The 16,882-nt window shown below is 51.1% G+C and carries 13 protein-coding genes and 1 riboswitch; of the genes, 3 read left to right on the top strand and 10 right to left on the bottom strand.

The window, feature by feature from the left end:
- Positions 1–2 precede the first annotated feature (2 nt).
- Positions 3–1,742, bottom strand: coding sequence for a sensor histidine kinase (locus tag ACKGJP_RS04750; protein WP_409344537.1), 1,740 nt, complete (start codon positions 1,740–1,742; stop codon positions 3–5).
- Positions 1,743–1,985: 243 nt separating this feature from the next.
- Between ACKGJP_RS04750 and ACKGJP_RS04745 the strand changes: the two genes are divergently transcribed.
- Together ACKGJP_RS04745 and ACKGJP_RS04740 are read left to right on the top strand one after the other, a co-directional pair.
- Positions 1,986–2,636: a rhomboid family intramembrane serine protease gene (locus ACKGJP_RS04745; protein ID WP_409344536.1), complete on the top strand. Its 651-nt coding sequence runs from the start codon at positions 1,986–1,988 to the stop codon at positions 2,634–2,636.
- Positions 2,637–2,720: 84 nt separating this feature from the next.
- Positions 2,721–3,233, top strand: coding sequence for an acyl-CoA thioesterase (locus ACKGJP_RS04740; protein WP_409344535.1), 513 nt, complete (start codon positions 2,721–2,723; stop codon positions 3,231–3,233).
- Between the two features lie 142 nt (positions 3,234–3,375).
- On the opposite strand, the gene ACKGJP_RS04735 is transcribed toward ACKGJP_RS04740, so the two are convergent.
- Positions 3,376–4,218, bottom strand: coding sequence for an SDR family oxidoreductase (locus tag ACKGJP_RS04735; protein WP_409344534.1), 843 nt, complete (start codon positions 4,216–4,218; stop codon positions 3,376–3,378).
- Positions 4,219–4,717: 499 nt separating this feature from the next.
- Positions 4,718–4,884, top strand: a riboswitch (cyclic di-AMP (ydaO/yuaA leader).
- Between the two features lie 122 nt (positions 4,885–5,006).
- Here ACKGJP_RS04735 and ACKGJP_RS04730 point away from each other — a divergent pair.
- Positions 5,007–5,369 (top strand): hypothetical protein, encoded by a 363-nt coding sequence (locus tag ACKGJP_RS04730; protein ID WP_409344533.1) that lies wholly within the window; start codon positions 5,007–5,009, stop codon positions 5,367–5,369.
- 852 nt (positions 5,370–6,221) lie between these two features.
- Here the strand turns inward: ACKGJP_RS04730 and ACKGJP_RS04725 are convergent.
- The 8 genes from ACKGJP_RS04725 to ACKGJP_RS04690 form a co-directional block, all read right to left on the bottom strand.
- Positions 6,222–7,295 (bottom strand): DUF4855 domain-containing protein, encoded by a 1,074-nt coding sequence (locus ACKGJP_RS04725; RefSeq protein ID WP_409344532.1) that lies wholly within the window; start codon positions 7,293–7,295, stop codon positions 6,222–6,224.
- A gap of 238 nt (positions 7,296–7,533) precedes the next feature.
- The gene (locus tag ACKGJP_RS04720; protein WP_409344531.1) at positions 7,534–8,472 is read right to left on the bottom strand and encodes an AraC family transcriptional regulator; all 939 of its coding nucleotides are present in this window, start codon (positions 8,470–8,472) and stop codon (positions 7,534–7,536) included.
- Positions 8,473–8,493: 21 nt separating this feature from the next.
- On the bottom strand, positions 8,494–9,474 hold the full coding sequence (locus ACKGJP_RS04715) for a carbohydrate ABC transporter permease (RefSeq protein WP_409344530.1): 981 nt from the start codon (positions 9,472–9,474) through the stop codon (positions 8,494–8,496).
- Between the two features lie 15 nt (positions 9,475–9,489).
- The gene (locus ACKGJP_RS04710) at positions 9,490–10,392 is read right to left on the bottom strand and encodes a carbohydrate ABC transporter permease (RefSeq protein WP_409344529.1); all 903 of its coding nucleotides are present in this window, start codon (positions 10,390–10,392) and stop codon (positions 9,490–9,492) included.
- A 6-nt stretch (positions 10,393–10,398) separates the two neighbouring features.
- Positions 10,399–12,963 carry a DUF5696 domain-containing protein gene (locus ACKGJP_RS04705; protein WP_409344528.1) on the bottom strand — a complete coding sequence of 855 codons (2,565 nt, stop codon included), beginning with the start codon at positions 12,961–12,963 and terminating at the stop codon, positions 10,399–10,401.
- A gap of 4 nt (positions 12,964–12,967) precedes the next feature.
- A complete protein-coding gene (locus ACKGJP_RS04700) occupies positions 12,968–15,019 on the bottom strand; it encodes a YIP1 family protein (RefSeq protein WP_409347076.1) in 2,052 nt (683 codons plus the stop codon).
- 28 nt (positions 15,020–15,047) lie between these two features.
- Complete coding sequence (locus ACKGJP_RS04695) at positions 15,048–15,926, bottom strand: carbohydrate ABC transporter permease (protein ID WP_409344527.1); 879 nt, start codon at positions 15,924–15,926, stop codon at positions 15,048–15,050.
- 1 nt (position 15,927) lies between these two features.
- Positions 15,928–16,881, bottom strand: coding sequence for a carbohydrate ABC transporter permease (locus ACKGJP_RS04690; protein WP_409344526.1), 954 nt, complete (start codon positions 16,879–16,881; stop codon positions 15,928–15,930).
- Between the last annotated feature and the right edge of the window lies 1 nt (position 16,882).

Genomic DNA, 16,882 nt, shown 5'->3' with positions numbered 1-16,882 from the left:
GATTACATCCTGTATTGGATTACGATTTCCGCATGCAAGCCGCCAAGCGGACTGCGGGATAAAAAAACGCCGCTTTCGTCCCCGAATCTTAACCGGATACGTCTGCCGACATTGAGAAGTCCCGTCTTCTCGATGAGATCGGACGAGTCGGCCAGCTTCTCCTGAAGCAGGCGCAAGGCTTCCGCGGTCAACGTATCGCCGTCGTCCTCCACCCCGATCCGCAGCGTACGGTCGGCGAACGCAACCTTGATCCTCACGCGGCCGCGGCGCAGCCCGTTCTCGAAGGCATGCTCGAAGGCATTCTCCACAACGGGCTGAATGATCAGCCTGGGAATGGATAAAGGCTTGCATGCGTCCGGCAGCTCGTCGAAATCCACCTCGATCCTGTTCGAAAAGCGGATGTTCTGAATTTCGCAATAGTCGATCGCATGCCGGTATTCCTTCATGAGCGGCACTTCGTCCGAGCTGTTGCGCGTCACGAACTGGTAGTAGCTTCCGAGCTTCTGGGCAAGCGTAGAGGCGTTTTCGACATCCCCGCTTTTACAAATCATATAAATATTAAAAAAGCTGTTATACAAAAAATGCGGATTGATTTGCGATTGCAGCTGCTTCAGCTCCGACAGCTGGAGAGCGATTTTTTGCTCGTAATTTTGCCTGATCGATTGCTTGAGCTTCTCGGCCATTCGATTGAAGCTTCGGTACAAATAACCGAATTCGTTATTTCCCTTCACCTCGATCAAGACGTCGAGATTGTCCGTTTCAAGGCTTTGGAACGCTTTGATCAGCTTTTTGAGCGGCTTGTGAATCATCACATTGCCGAATAGGGAAAATACGATGATCACGATCACGGAGAACGCGGACAACAGGCCGAACCAGACGTTAAACTTTTTGAGCGGCCCCGTAATTTCCGACTGATTCATATAGGTGTACAGCGTTAAGCCCAAAGAACCGATCCGGTTATAGGTGACCCTGTAGCTTTGATTGCCGGCCTTCATGACGGTGCCGCTGCCGTCGTTGCTGCCGTAATAGCCGATGCCGTCAGGGGATCCGACCGCCTTCAAGCTGCTCAAGACCTGCTCGTTCCGGGCGAGCGTAATGATGTTCTGGAAGGAGTCGTCCGCAAGCAGCGCGCCGGAGTCGTTCTTCGCGTCAACCAAATGGCGCAGCGTCTCCAGCAGCATGCTTCTGGATAACTCCAAATAGAGGATGATGCTTGCATTGTTCGCCGGCTCGATAAAAAAAAGCTTCTCGTTCTCCTGATAAATCGGCGGCTTCTCCTTCGGATCGAACAACCTGTCAATCATGTCGAACTCTTCGTTCGGCAGCGCCGATATGCCGCCTTTCGTCGAAATCGTTTTACGGAGCGACTTGATATATACGCCGGCATTGACGATGTAAGCGCTTGAGTTATGGACCGTGGCGATACGCTCCTTCACCCGGTTGACAAGCTCCACTTCCTCATAGCCTTCCAGCGTGCCCGCTATGAAGCTGAGCTTCTGCAGATCGGAATCGTTGAGCGCTTGCAGCTGCTGATTGCGGATAAAGGAAATTTGATCGTTCAGCTGCTTGGAGTAAAACTGCGCATTCGTCGTAATCGAGCTGGTCACCTGCTGCTTGATGAAGGAAAGCCCCGTCATATTGATCCATAGATTAATCAAATATACCGAAAGGATCAGCGCGGCAAATAAAATTATGATTTTTTGATAAACGAAAAGCTCGAGCTTGAAACGCGGCTGCTTCACGTAACCCCTCCTCAGAAATACGGAAAAAAAGGTGCCACTCTATCATAGAGTCCAAGCGTTCCCGGCAGCAATATCAATTTGTTTACTTCCTTCTTGTATGTTTACCTGTCGTCCCCGTGAAGACAGTGTGATTATTCGCCTGCTTCTTGGTATACTGTTGGGAAGAAGGGTTTTACAAAGAACTTTCCCGTACGATCGACTGTTCCATCAAGACCATCGCAGCATAGAAAGGAGGGATCGGCGATGTTCGCCAGAACGGAAAGCTTAAAGCAATATATCCGGCTGTATCCGGTTACGACCGCTTTAATCGTCATTCATCTAATTCTCATGGGGCTCATGGAGTGGTACGGCTCCTCCCGCGACACGGAAACGCTTCTCCGGTTCGGCGCTCTGTTCGAGCTGCCGGGTGTGACGACGGAGCCTTGGCGGTACGTGTCGGCCATATTCCTGCATATTGGCTTTTCGCACCTGCTGTTCAACAGCTTTACGCTTTACGTGTTTGCGCCTCCGCTTGAGATCATGCTGGGCAGATGGCGGTACGTCCTTTTTTATCTGATCAGCGGGATTGCTGGCAATATTGCCAGCATGTGGCTGCACCCGGATTATTTCGTCTCGGCGGGCGCGTCAGGCGCGATCTACGGCATCTACGCCGCTTACTTGTACTTGGCGATTTTCCGCAGAGACATCATCGACAAGCAGACGAAGCAGACGATCGTTACGATTATCGTGATCGGCTTCCTGTATTCGGTTATCGTGCCGAACATCGATCTGTACGCCCATTTCGGCGGATTCGCGGGCGGGTTTATTACGATTGCGCTGATCGCGCTGTCCATCAAACGCAGATACCGGAACCGGATCGAACGCCAAGAGCCCGGAGAGCACGCCCAAGAATAAAACCGGTTTCCTTTGCAGCTCACGCCGTTTACAAAGCATCCACCACATAAACGTATATTTCAAGACAAAAGGGGTCGCACAAACATGGAAACCAGATACGTCAAAGAATCGAGAACCTACAAAACGTCGCGCATCTTTCCGACGGACGTCAACAATCACAACACGCTGTTCGGCGGAAAACTGATGTCGTATATCGACGATATCGCATCCATCTCCGCTTGCAAGCATAGCCGCTGCTCGGTCGTTACCGCTTCGACGGACTCCGTCGACTTCTTGTCCCCGATCCGTCCGACGGATTCGGTATGCTTGGAATCGTTCGTCACTTGGACGGGCAAAAGCTCGATGGAGGTGTTCGTCAAGGTCATTACGGAGGATTTAAGAAGCGGGAAGCGCGACATTGCCGCCACTTCATTCCTGACCTTCGTCGCGCTCGATGAGAATAAAAAGCCGGCGCCCATTCCCCAGGTCGTTCCAGAGACGAACGAAGAAATCATGCTCCACGAATCCGCGAAGCAGCGGGCGGAAATGCGGAAATACCGGCGGGAGGAAAGCAAGAAGTTTTCCGACCACTTGATCATGAACTTCCCTTGGGAATAAGCGTAAGCAAGAAAAGGGCTATCCAAGTCTCCTTCCCGGAGCATCTTGGATAGCCCTTTTCTGTACCCGTCGCGACGTGTGAATTCGTGGATCAGCTCGCCTGCCGCCATTCGGGAGCGAAGCCTCTTCAGGCAATAAAGAGTTACGGCCGCTCTGCGCCGGTCCATTCGAGGCTTTTGGCGTACAGCCGCTCCTGCAGGGCGATATCGTAGGAAGCGGCTCCCGTCTGCTTGATCTGCAAATCTTTGTAATACTTCCCGGTCCGGCCTTCCATTTCCGGCGACGAAGCGAGAAACAAAGACGTCTGCGCCCCCTGTTCCGGCGTCTTCATAAACAAACGCATGAGAGGACGCAGCGGGGCCGGCGCGAACTTGGCCGATTGCGGCGTGTAAACCGCTCCCGGGTGGAGCGCGTTAATCGTTACCGCAGAGCCTTGCAGCCTCTTGGCAAGCGTATACGTCATCATGATGACGGCAAGCTTGGCCTCGCCGTAGGCGGCGAACGCCTTATAGGCGGGCGGATTCAGCGCCGTATCGGCGTTGATCGTTTTGGCCTGCACCTGCGAGGCCACGTTCACGATACGGGACGGCGCGCTCGCTTTGAGCGTGTCCAGCAGCGAGTGGGTGAGCAGGAACGGCGCCAAGTAATTGACGGCGAACGTCATCTCAAAGCCGTCCTTGCTGCTTTCGCGCTTCGAGAACATGCCGCCCGCATTGTTGACCAGTACATGCAGCTTGCCGAAGCGTTCCCGGAATTTCCGAGCCAGCTCCCGCACGTCCTCCAAGGACGAAAAGTCGGCCGTCAGGAGCTCGATATCGCCGTTCCCGCTAAGCTCGGCGACTTCTTTGCGGGCCGCTTCGCCGCGGCCGCGGTCGCGGCTTACCATAACAACCGCGGCCCCTTGCTTGGCAAGGCCCAGCGCAGTCGCTTTGCCGATCCCCGAGTTCGCTCCGGTAACCATCACTATTTTTCCGTTCATCGTCATGACCGATCCTCCCGCTTTCTTCGCACAAAATATCCCGATAAGATCAATGGTAGTCCGTTTTGCAAGAACATTCAAGGAGAAACGGATATGCAGTTTAATCGGTTACGTTCGTTCCGGCCTCAAGACTCCAGCGCGGTGATTACATCCTCTCGGTTTCCTGTTTAAGCGGATCGTAGATGCGCTATTTTGCAGCAAGTCCCTTGAATGCGATACGCCGCGGAACGACAGTTCGTTATTCGGCCGTAATTCGCTCTACATCGCCGATATTACCGTGAATAAGGCACCTCGTTCCGCGAAATGCCTATCTACTCGCTAACTAACCGAAATAAGGCACTGACGTTCCGCAGCAGCTGCAGGCGAACCCCCGGTGTGGTCCCCGCAAAATATATGGCGAAGCGTTCGACGTGGATGTTAGACCCGGCGCACGGAAACGAAAGTATAATTTTTTCATTTTACTTTGCCGACTAATCACGGTATTATAGGATTAAATAGTTTCATGATTTAACTATCGCTGAGTTCCCGAAAGGGAAGCGGGGGAACCATTCGAAGCCGGTTCGCAAATCCGGTTTCATGGGGTGAATCTTGAGCATACCTCGTATGCTCGGGTAGGGCACTCTCAAGCCCGAATCCGACAGCTAACCTCGTAAGCGCTTTGAGAGAGAACCGCTACTCGCGCCTCTACCGCTTATTTCGCTAATCGTAGAAGCCGGAGCAGAGTTTCTCTGCTCTTTAGGCTTCTTTTTTGCATTCATTTTAGACCAACTTTCATCAAAAAGGAGAGAAGCATTATGATGAACGAACTGCGCAATCAAATCGAGGCTGCCTATCTGCAATGCCACTTGGAAGTATCCGGCCTGCAGGTAAGCGACATGGACGTCCGCATCGTGCGCAATCATATCGTGATCATGCGCATCGACGGCGACGAAACCGGGCAATCCCCTATGGCGCTCCCCGTATACGGCGAAGACGGCCACCCTCATGCGCTCGAAACGGATCGCGACCGGCTGCACGGGCTGCTGAAGCAGAAGCTGACCGACATCACGGGCTTTGAAGTGACGTCCATTCAATCCGACATCTATCTGGACACGGGCGAGAAACTGGATCTCATTCATTTTGAATCGGATGTCGAAAGCAAATTCATTTGCGACTGACCGTCGCCGCTCTCAAAGACTAAGAGCCTCCGACTCCACCAGCTGTGGATTCGGAGGCTCTTTGCATGCGTACCGCAGCTGCACATTCGCGGCTTACCAACGTTCGTAGCTGTGGGGGATTTATTCGGATACGTCCAACCTTCTCGGTTCTGAAACACACACTATTCGAGGTTGTTTAAAAAGCCCCCTTTTGATAACGAAGCAGAACAGGTGGGTTATTCGACATCGAATCTTGAATTCATCCGGTAACTGCGGTACTCACGTAGGTTTTGCCTACGCTCCGTGTCCTCGTTCCTCGGATTCATCCAACCTTCTCGGTTCTGAAAAGTGGCCTTTTTAAACACACACTATTCGTGCGTATTCGCATGATCTTTTAACTGGAAAACATGCTGTTAATTATTGTTCCTACGGGCTTCGTAACGTCATCTAACTGGAAAACTTACCGTTCATTCTGAGAATTCTCCCATTTGTGTAAGTAACATGCGGAATAAGATGGAGAAAATCCATTTAACTCCAAGCTGCAGATCAAACTGGCCATAATAAATGGAGTTTTTCCAGTTGCTTCATCCGAGAAGAGCATATTTTTTGGCAGCAAACAGGATACACGAATCGTAAAGAAGGCCAACCAAAAAATCTCCGGTTGGCTTACTAATGCGAAGAGGCAATCCCTCCGCCATTTTCATGGCTTTCGAGACAGCCTCCATCTCATTCCCAGACTGGACACCCCTGCTCCCATTCGCGTACCACGACTGTTGAAGCTCTTGCAGTCGAATTGAGTTCGCGTTCAGCGGCTTGACGCCGCCTGCTTCCGTAACCGGACGCTTTCTGCAGCCGCGTCAACTTGCCTTTCTCTCAGCCGATATACGTCCCCTTCGTGAACGCATAAATATCGTCGTACACCTTCCGGCCGCGTTCGCCGCCCTCGTGGTACAGCTCATACAGCGCATGAACGTCCTGATAGTAGGCCATTACCGCCTCCCGCATGTAGCCGAACGCAACGCCGCCTTTCAAGTAATGGTAGAACGTTTCCCGGTGCTTTTGGCTGGAAAGAACGGCCGAATCGAGCTCGACCTCGATGCCTTGGCCCGTCTGTGCAGCGAGCTGAGCGGCTTCGCGAATCCGTTCGTACGTGGTTTCCTCCTGCGTGTAATGGTTCGGCTGCAAAATGGAGAAGTCGAAGCCGAACCGCTCGGCGTCCGCTTTAAACTCCGCTCCCCACCAAGGCGTCCAGCCGAGAACGAGTCCTTGCCCGTGCAAATAATCAAGCGTAAATCGTATATTGTCCAGCTCGCCGGTAATGCCGGGATCGACATCTTCCTGCATCCAGTAAAAGCCGAGCAGCTCAAGATGCTGCAAGTCCGCTTTGCGGAAGGCTTCCAGGAACGCATCGATATACCAGCGGACGGCGGCATTCCGGCTTTCCGTCGATTTCAGGCTATAAGGAACCGCCCGCGAACCGATACCGAAACGGACGCTCTGGCTGTCCGGGAACGGGAGCATCATCAGGACCTTGGTTTTATGGTCCGGGCGCCCGAGTTTCTCCTTCGCTTCCGCGACCGCCTCGTTCAAGGCGAACAGCTGCCGGTTCTCCTCGAACACGCGGCGAATGATCCATCCCCAGTCGTCCGCCGCGCCGGGGACCGAGTCGATCACCCACTCGTAGAACCGGTGGAGGCTGCCACTGGCCGGCGTTCGCAGCGCGAGGAACAGGAACGTATCGAAGAAGAAGTCGTCGGGCTCGCCCGATTTATCCAAATGTGCCACGTATGGCCGGAACGTGTCTTTCGTCCACTGGCCGCAAGGAAGCTTGCCGCTTCCCTTCTTCTCGTAATAACCGCAATAGACGAGCAGAATGTGTTTGGCTCCGGCTGCCCGTTTGCTGCCTTGCGGCATATATCCTTGCATGTATTCGCCGATATTCGACAACGCCGTCTACTCCTTCTTAGAGGTTGTTCTCAGAAGTCGCCTACCCTGTACTCTCCTTCTGCTTGCCTTCTCGGTGCCGATAAGCCGACTTTTTGAACGCTCGCTCTTAGGGCTTTTTCCTTAGATTATAAAGCCGGAGGCAACGCAATGATTGAACTATCGGACAAAATTGTTGACCTATTATCTCCATTTGCTGTCGATGTGTCCAAATTTGCCTACCGACAGCCGTCCCGCGCTTCTACCTGCTCGACGCCGCGTATTTCTTGTAGTAGGACGGGGAAATGCCCGTATGCTTTTTGAAAATGCGGGAGAAATACGTCAAATCGTTGAAGCCGACTTGAAAGCAAACGTCCGTTATCGTCAGGTTTGCCTGAACGAGCAGCTCCGTCGACTTTTTGATGCGCAGGTTGATCAAGTAGTCGTTGAACGTTTTGCCGGTGAGATGCTTGAACAAATCGCAAAAATACGTCTTCGACAGCATCGTTATTTTGCACATCTGGTCCAGCCGGATTTCTTGATCGTAGTGCTGATGCATGTAATCGATCGCAGCCTTGATGAGCGGCCGGTATTTGTCCGCTTTATCGCCCATTTCCTTGACGGCGTCTTCGCGGTAGGCCCGGATAATGACGGACAGCAGCTTGAGCAGGCTGCCTTTGATCATCAGCTCGTAGTAAGAATCCCGGGCCGTGTATTCCTCCAACATGCCGTATAGCAATTGGCTTACCTGATGGTCGATGCTGCCCGTAAGCGTGATTTTCGGTTTCACTTTATCCTCCGCCGTCAGAAACTGCTCCAAGTAAGCGTAATCGAAAAAATCGTTCTTAACGGGCGATTGCCGGTACCGGTCATTGATAAAATTCGGGGTAAACTCGCAGCCGATAATTTCCAGCTCCTTGCCGGGCAAGCATTCGACGCGATGGATCGCAAAGGGAGGAATGACGAACAAATTTCCCTTTACCATCTTGTACTTCTGATTATTGATGCAATGAATGAATTCGCCTTTGTTGACATACCAAATCTGGATATAGTCGTGGGAATGATCTTCCTGAACCGCCTCGAACGTCTCGTCGATCTTGTACAGCTTGCACGGGAATTTGCTTCTTAGCTCCAGCTCGGAATAGAAGAATCGCTTGCCGCCCAAGTACAACCGATGGTTATCGATGACAAACGCAATCATGCGGATCACCCTTTTCCCTTTTTATCCTACAAGACCCGTTCGCTCGATGCTTTCGACGAAATATCTTTGCGCGAACATATACAGCAGGAAAATAGGTGCAATGGCGAGTAGTGTGGCCGTGTTAATGAGCAATGACACATAAGCGTATTCATACCGGATATTGAGGAGATTCCATGTGAGCATATATAGCATTTTTGACAATGTCACGGAATTGGCCATATACAAATTGGTGAAATAATCGTCGTTCCACTGCCAGACGAAGGAGAACAGAATGACAGTCGCCATCGCAGGGATCGCATTCGGCAGCATGACCCGGTAAAATGTTTTCAGTACGCCCGCTCCGTCCACGTACGCAGCATCCTCAAGCTCCTTCGGCAGTCCGCGGAAAAATTGCCGGAATATAAAGATGTACAACCCGTTCTTCATCCCCATCGCCGTCGCCGACGATATAAAAAACGGCCAGAAGGTTTCCAGCAGGTTCACGCCGGGTTTGCCGGTGAATAAATGAACCAAGCCGAATACGTCGAAAAATCGAAAATGCAGGTAAGTAGGAATCATGATCGTTTGCGGAGGAATGACGATCGTGAATACGACAAGCGCAAACAAGATGCCGCTGCCCCTAAATTTCAATCTCGCAAATCCGTAACCGGCAAGCGCACAGGAGACGACTTGCAGGATGGAGGTTCCGGCGCTGAGTATGAACGTGTTCTTCAAGGCCTTGAAGTAATTCAGCAGCTCCATCGACTTGAAAATATTGTCGAGCGTAAAGTGTCTTGGAATCCATACGATGGTCGCATCGAACAGATCCTCCCTGCTTCTGAAGGCAAGCGACAATTTCGTCAGGATCGGATAGATGATGATGAAACAAATGCCGAATAGCAGAATGAATCGTGAAATGATCCATAACCAGTGCTTGACTTTATCGACAGGACGATGCACGCCGTTCCATTTGACGACGGCGGCGGCAGCTGCGCCCGCACGGTTGTTCATTGCCGCTTTCATTCGAATCCCCCCGCCTTAATCATAGTAGAACACCCTTTTGGAAATGAGGTAGGTCGAGATCAGCAGGATGATGGAGATCAAGACAAAGTACGCCCATGACATCGCCGAGCTTAATCCGAAATTCAAAGTACCGAACGCCATATTTTTGATATAATTCGTGACGTTGTTCTTATAGAAGGAATCGACGATCGAATAAACGGTATTTGTCAAAATGAGCGGGGTCATCATCGGAAACGTAATTTTCCAGAACGATTCGTAGCCGGTCGCTCCCTCCATCTTCGAAGCTTCATATAAGGATGGAGAAATGGACTGGATTCCGGCAAGAAAAATTAAAATTTGCACGCCGGAAGAAGTCACGATTTGATAAATCCGATTGATCGCCTCGGCGAAATACATGACGACGGATCTGCTTATGCCGGCATCCAGCAGAAACGGGATCACATCGAAGCCGCTGAGCCCGGTATAGTTGCCTTCCGCTTCCGTAGCGGCTCCGCCCATCATATTAGCCAATAAATTGGTACCGTCCAGACCGGCAATGATCCCCGATGCCATGACGACGGGAAGGAAGATGATGGAACGGGCGATCATCCTTCCCTTGAATTTTTGAGAGAGCAGCGTCGCCGTAAACAAGCTGAAAAAAATAATAAGCGGCACGTTCAGCAGCATTTTGGTGATCGCTTCCACTAAAGCCCGGTTAAAGCTGGTATCTACGAAAAACGCTTGATTGAAATTGTCCCATCCGACATATTCGAGATCGTACCCCGCCCCCGTAATGGTCAATTTACTGAAGCTAAATTGAATCGAATGATACAACGGTACAACCATCAGAAGCAAAAAACCGATTAACCAGGGGGAAATAAACAACACGCCAAAAATCGATTTTTTTCTTTCCAGGCTGAGCAGTCGTTTTTGCGCCATGCGCATTCACCCCTTCACATGATAATGCTCGGCTTTAATGGTTACGCCGTCGATCACAACCGGTTCCCGGTTATAATTCACAATGACTTCCAGACTGTTTTCATAGGTTGTCTTGTAGACGTTGTCCTTCAGCTTCTCATGAGAAACGATACGCTGCCCGCGAACTTGCTTCAGCACCTCGTTTACCTCCCGGTAAGCTTGCGAGGCCTCATCAAACCAGTCTTTGTAATAAGTCGCGTACAGTTCCTTGTATACATTCGGCTTAATCGAAGCAGGGTCCTTATACATCCACTTGTAGTACACGTTTGCTCCCGTCTCCAGCGATTTCAGCACAAGCTTTCGGACATCTTGATCGTCGGCGTAATTAAACGGCTTGCCGGCATATTCCACATATCCATGCAGGACCATTTCCATGAACGGAACCGATTCATCAGCCAATTGATACCGGTTGCTGTCAAGCGGCACATTCACTAGATGACTGGTATACGGCAGCACAGACGCATTGCCTCCGCTTGCCATGATGTCGGAAATCTCCTTATGAATGCGTTCGGCCTCCGCGGCATTGATTTTGGACGAATGCTGTCTGTCGACCGTTTCCCCAGCCGAGAAGTCCGAATGGATATTCGCCCCGAGATCAATCAAAGAAATCGCGCCCGGATTGTAGTCCTTATAATCCTCAAGGAAATCGCTTACGACCCCGTCAAGCTTATTCGGCGACAAATTGTAATGGGAGAATTCGTAGGAATCCTTCCGATAGGTCGCCAAATTATAGTCGAAAATCTTCGTAATTTTCCGTGACAAAAATTGCGCAGCATCCCGGGCGGGATTAAAGCCGGATTTGCGATGCACCTTGACTAAGGATACGCCCGGGTACAAGCCTCCCCCGTTTTGCGCAAGCCTGGCTCCCAGCGCTTCCCATTCTTTCCGGGTACCCAGCGCGCTTTCAAGCTTCACGCCGGTCGGAATGCGATGATCCAGTCCGCCGTTAAACCAACCGTTGTAGCTAACTCGAATATTGCGGATATTTTGCCCGTTCAATTCGTCAAGGATCTGATTCGCCTGCGCGAAATCGGTTAACGTCTCCTGCGAATCGTAAGGAATCCCGAGAAAGCTGTCCGGCTTGGACATGCTGCCTAACAATTCCATATAAAACGGCGTATCGCCTTGGAATTGCTGCTTCTTGAGTCCAATCTTCTGTTCCAAATAATTCTGATAATAAGCGGCCATTCCCGAATAAGTCGCCTGATCGCCGTCCATGAACCCATACCTTATTTGCAGCTTTCCCGGGTACATTTCTTTTGGCGTCTTGACCAACTGCTCGGATTCGTTCAAATTCACAATGTCTTTAGCTCGAACCGTAAACTCGCTTCCGATCGTATTATAATCATGATACCTGCCGCTAATGTCCGCATTTACTTTCGCGAGAGCTTCGCCATCCTCGATGACGGCGAAAAATGCGGCGTCGCCACGTTTCATGCCGAACACCGGCATCCGGTTCGTTTCGACGGTAAAAGCCTTTTCCTCTCTCGTTATCGAATCGTCGTCGCCATAAATCGGAATGATCAGCGGTTGAGACAGCAGCTTGCCGTTGTTCAAATAAATCAACGCTCCGGATCCGTCGGGAGCAAGCATATAGCCTTTATCGTTCAATCCGGTCGCTCCGAAGCTGCCAAGCAACTTGATCGATTGAAGGGCATTGGATTTGTTTTCCTCGATTTTGGTTGTATCGACCGAAGTGATCAAGCTGTCTCCATCAAGCGAATACTGCAGGGGCACCGTAAATTTGGCGCTTCCTCCGCCTTCGCCCGTACTTTCGACCCCATTCTCCTGATTGTCCTGCGCCAAATCTTCTTCGGCGTAACCCGCTTTCTCTAACAGCGCGATCAGCCGCTTGACAGCCGCCTTCGGAACTTCCCGCCGCTCGTATACTTGCGCTTCTTCATTAAACTTAAACCGGCTGTCCAGTTCCTCTTTATCGTTCGGGTCGTCGAGACGGTTTTTCAACTTTTCGTCATATCTTGCTTTTTTTATTTTTAGCGGAATCGATTCGATGCCTTTCTCCGGACTCCCAAATTGATAGGTAACCGTAACGCTCTTGTCTGTTTTCTCAATGTTGAACTGTTTATACTGCACGCTGTCCGAATAGCTGTTGTAGGTTTTCGTCTGATTGTTTTGCACAAAATACGTCAACAACAATTGAGAAGAAAGAATCGATTTGATTTCCGGTGTGGCAAGTCGATCCTTCTCCCGGTCAGCGGGATTGGATCTCCATAATTGTCCGCTTCGTTTGTCCGATACGGCAACCTCGGTTGTCGTTCGGTTGATATACAAGCGAAGCGTCTCGTTCTCCAGAACTGGCTCCATGCCTTCGGGCGTCTGTACCTCGACCGATGCGACCGACACCTTCTTGTCATTGGACGCGGTTTTCCGTTCGGCACGAGATTCGTAGGTTTCAGGCAGACTTCCGGAACGAGTCGGCTTCGAAGACAGGACGGTACCTCCGAATATGGCCGCAACAAGAACAACCAGCAAGGATAATACCGCAACGATGCGCTTACGGTGTACTGTCATCGGTTCATCCCTCCCCGATCCGGAACATGATCTCTTGATAGATCGTTGTTCCGAACGATACGATTTGCTGCAATAAGCTGACGACCAACATGCCCAGGAAGATGATAATCCCCATGACGAGCAACGTCAGCAGGATGGTTAGAATCGTTTTCGGTATGTTGTATTGATGCACGGTCAGCATTCCGATAAACAACAGCCAGATAAACCACATAAAGCCGAATGTTTCGATCAAGCCGTAGAAGGATATTTCCTTTAAGGTAAGCACTCTGGAAAAGAGAAGGAGCGGTCCTTGAACAAGCAACAGCGGAATCAATGCGATCCCCGTCGCCATGACGATTTCCTTGAACTTCCCTTCGCCGTCCATAAGCGTCGTAATCGCCCAGTTGGACACGCACCAGAGGAAAAACGGAATGACGATAAATTTAAGTTCATCCAGGCTGTTGACGACAACATCGTTCACGGGATTTATGATGAATCCCGAGTACTGCCGTTTCAAAATATACATGACGGTGAGCAGCAGCAAGATCAGAAGCGTTAACCAAACTCTCCCTTTTTGCTCATATTTCATATCCCAGAATCCGTTAAACGGTCTGAAAACGGTATGCCATGCCGAGCGGACTGCCCCTGGTTCCCTGTCGCTAACCCGGATGACTTTGAAGGCTGTTATCAGCATAGCGATCCCGACGATGCCGGCCGTTGCAAGGGCAGGAAAATGATCCCACAGCCATTCCTTCCGGTACCGGTCGAATGCACGGGAATAATATTCCGGATGCACCCCCAGTTTGAAGTTTTCCATCGCCGAGTAGTTGTTGTTCTGAACAAGCTCCGCTTTGCCGATACCGAGGTAAGCCATCTCCAGATTTCTGTTTAACTTTAGGGCCTTCTGCCACAAGACGACGGATTTGTCGTCATTGCCGAGATCGTTCTCGATTACGGCATCCCGTATGGTTTTCCCATATCTTGTCGGCTCGAATACGGTCAGATGATTCAAGCCCCGGTCCAGCACAACGAGGTCATCGCCCAAAATACCGACTTCAACGGGGGTTTTGAACTGGCCGAATTGCTCGCCGAGCGCCCCGAATTGATATAGCAGCTTACCGTCTTTATCGTAACTGAAAATACGCCCCCGCTTGCTGTCCAAGATGCTGTACATGCCATTCGTATCCGAGGCTACGCTGACGATCGTGGAAGGTCCTTGTCGCGTTCCTCTGAAAGTAAATTTGATGTCGCCTCTTGGCGGAAACCAAAATTCTCGCCTCAGCACATCGGCTCCCGAAGGATTTAAACGCCGAACCGGTTCATACGAGCTGCCGTCGCTCGTCGTAACATACAGAAAATCTTCGCCATCGATATCGATATTGTTGAACTCCACCGGGATAAACAAGGCCATCGCATCCCGCTGCGCTTTGGTGGAGATCTGCTTCCAGAACAATTCGACGGGATCGACTCTGACAGGATTCACGCCGATGAATCCGGTAAACTTGCCGTCTGCATCGAGCTCGATAATGCCGTCGAATACCCCCTTGCTGACGATATAGAAGCGTCCTGCCGTATCCACAACCAGCTTGGTCGGTACATACTTGAAATTGTCGCGCAGAATATCCGCTTTCGGCGGCCCGATTTCCCGAATGAACCGGCCGTCCGTCTCCAGCTCCACGATCCGGTTATGGCCGGTGTCGGCAACGAACAGGCGATTGCGGTCGCTGACGAAGATGCCTTGCGGATCCTTGAACGTATCGTTTTTGTCCCCATTCTGGAAACGATCGATCACATGCAGCACGTTCCAATTTTTATCCGTCACGACAATGCGCCCATTCCCTGAATCGAGAAGGAAGATATGGCCGTCTTTCGAAATATGGAAATCTTCCGGCGTTTTGAAGGAGCCGATATTCAAGCCGGTGCCGGTTATTTGCCTGACCGGCAAATAAGGGGCCGGCGCCGCTTCGGGCTCGCCATATTCTCCATAGTTGTATCCGTCATACGGAGCGGCGAATGTCGTAGGCACGGCCCCAAACGCTGCAAACAAGAACAGGAAAAGCGTCACAATCTTGCGCATTCGCTTCACTATAGGCTTCTCCTTTCTCTTATTCCTTCATGCCCGAGGTCGACATCGTCTGGATGACGTTGCTTTGCGTGATCACGAAGATGATGATCGGAACGCAGATCATGAGCAGCGTTGCCGCCATGGAAGGACCCGTACGGATAATGCCCCCGGCAAGAATTTGACCGAGCGCGTAATCGATCGTTTTTAATTGCTCGCTGTAAATATACATGGATCCGGCGGCGCCTCCGGCTCCCCACAAGCCTTGGAACGAGAAAATGATCAGCGTCAGCCACGCCGGTTTAACCGTCGGCATGACGATGCTCCAGAAAATCCGAAACTCGCTGCAGCCGTCGATTTGGGCCGCTTCCAGCAGCGCATCCGGAATTTGCTCCATAAACTGCTTCATCAAGTAAAGGCCGAGCGACGAGCCGATCGCCGGAATGATGACCGCCCAATACGTATCGATCATGCCGAGCCAAGACATCGTCATATAGTTCGTCACTTGGGTTACGGTACCGGAGAACATCAGCGACAGGACGACGATGGTGAACAATACCGACTTGCCCGGAAATTTCCGTTTGGCCAGCGGGTAAGCGGCGAGCGATGCGATAACGACATGGCCTGCCGTCCCGACGAATGCAATGAAAAACGTGTTGAACATGTATCTCGTAAACGGTACCCATGTGCCTGACATCAAATAATATAGATCGGTAAAGTTGTTCAAAGTCGGGTTGCGAACCAGAAATTTCGGCGGGAACTGCAAGATTTCGTTGATCGGTTTAAAGGCATTGCTGATTACGAACACAAGGGGCAGCGCCATGAAGTAACCGATCGCCGCAATGAACAAAAAAAGCAGGAAATCCCCTACGCGCGACCGGTTCACTTTCTTCCCTCGCAGAAGCTTGACTGCGACATTCATCTCATTCACCGACCTTCTTCAACAGCTTCTGCACTAGCAAATTGGAGCCGAGCATGATGCCGAACAATACGGTTGCGATCGAAGAGGCGTATCCCATCTCGAATCGGATATTGCCATAGTCCATCAAGTGCGTCACGATCGTATGGCCCGCATACTGCACGCTCGGGAACCCGGCAAGCGTTGTCGCGACCTCGGCGACGGCAAACGACGAGGTGATCTGGATCACGGCGCCGAACATAAGCGCGGGCCGCATCGAAGGGAGCGTAATGAACCACAACTCCTGCCACCGGTTACGAATGCCGTCAATCGCCCCCGCTTCGAACAATGTCTTGTCCAGACCTTGCAATCCCGCGATAAAGGCGAGGAAGCTGGTGCCGAGACTGAGCCAGAGCTGTACGATAATAATGATCGTCATGATATATTCCGGATCTTTCAGCCATAAGATCGGATCCGTGATGATGCGATATTTCATCAGGAAGGAATTGATATAGCCGTAAGAATCCCCGCTGAACAATAATGTCCATACGATGTAGGCATTGCCTGACAATACCGGCGCATACAAGACAAGTGTCGCCACCGCCCTAACTTTGGGCGACAGCTCATTGATAACCCAAGCAAGCAAAAAACAAGAAATATAGCTGACCGGTCCCGTAATGGCAGCAAAAAAAATCGTATTTTTCACAGCGAGCAGAAAGATATCGTCCCGGACGAACAATCGGGCGTAGTTTTGCCAGCCAACCCAATCGGGGAACTCGAGCATGTTGAAATTCGTAAAGCTGACCAAGAGCGACAGGAAAACGGGAAAAACCGTAAAGACGAAGAAGATCAAAAAATATGGCGCAATCATTAAATACAAGGTACGGCTTTGTTTCATCTCGCTTACCTTCCTTGCAAGCACCGACGGTTTTTTCCGGTCCTGTACAAGTTCACCCGTTTTCCGGCTTAATGGAATCATG

Source organism: Paenibacillus litoralis (assembly GCF_046244365.1).
GTDB lineage: Bacteria > Bacillota > Bacilli > Paenibacillales > NBRC-103111 > Paenibacillus_V.
This window is presented reverse-complemented; position numbering and strand designations above follow the sequence as displayed.

What these genes read in the sequence shown, in the direction of transcription:
- ACKGJP_RS04745 (WP_409344536.1), top strand. Translation starts at nt 1,986, where the DNA reads ATGTTCGCCAGAACGGAAAGCTTAAAGCAATATATCCGGCTGTATCCG.
- ACKGJP_RS04740 (WP_409344535.1), top strand. Translation starts at nt 2,721, where the DNA reads ATGGAAACCAGATACGTCAAAGAATCGAGAACCTACAAAACGTCGCGC.
- ACKGJP_RS04735 (WP_409344534.1), bottom strand. Translation starts at nt 4,218, where the DNA reads ATGACGATGAACGGAAAAATAGTGATGGTTACCGGAGCGAACTCGGGG.
- ACKGJP_RS04730 (WP_409344533.1), top strand. Translation starts at nt 5,007, where the DNA reads ATGATGAACGAACTGCGCAATCAAATCGAGGCTGCCTATCTGCAATGC.
- ACKGJP_RS04720 (WP_409344531.1), bottom strand. Translation starts at nt 8,472, where the DNA reads ATGATTGCGTTTGTCATCGATAACCATCGGTTGTACTTGGGCGGCAAG.
- ACKGJP_RS04715 (WP_409344530.1), bottom strand. Translation starts at nt 9,474, where the DNA reads ATGAAAGCGGCAATGAACAACCGTGCGGGCGCAGCTGCCGCCGCCGTC.
- ACKGJP_RS04710 (WP_409344529.1), bottom strand. Translation starts at nt 10,392, where the DNA reads ATGGCGCAAAAACGACTGCTCAGCCTGGAAAGAAAAAAATCGATTTTT.
- ACKGJP_RS04705 (WP_409344528.1), bottom strand. Translation starts at nt 12,963, where the DNA reads ATGACAGTACACCGTAAGCGCATCGTTGCGGTATTATCCTTGCTGGTT.
- ACKGJP_RS04700 (WP_409347076.1), bottom strand. Translation starts at nt 15,019, where the DNA reads ATGCGCAAGATTGTGACGCTTTTCCTGTTCTTGTTTGCAGCGTTTGGG.
- ACKGJP_RS04695 (WP_409344527.1), bottom strand. Translation starts at nt 15,926, where the DNA reads ATGAATGTCGCAGTCAAGCTTCTGCGAGGGAAGAAAGTGAACCGGTCG.
- ACKGJP_RS04690 (WP_409344526.1), bottom strand. Translation starts at nt 16,881, where the DNA reads ATGATTCCATTAAGCCGGAAAACGGGTGAACTTGTACAGGACCGGAAA.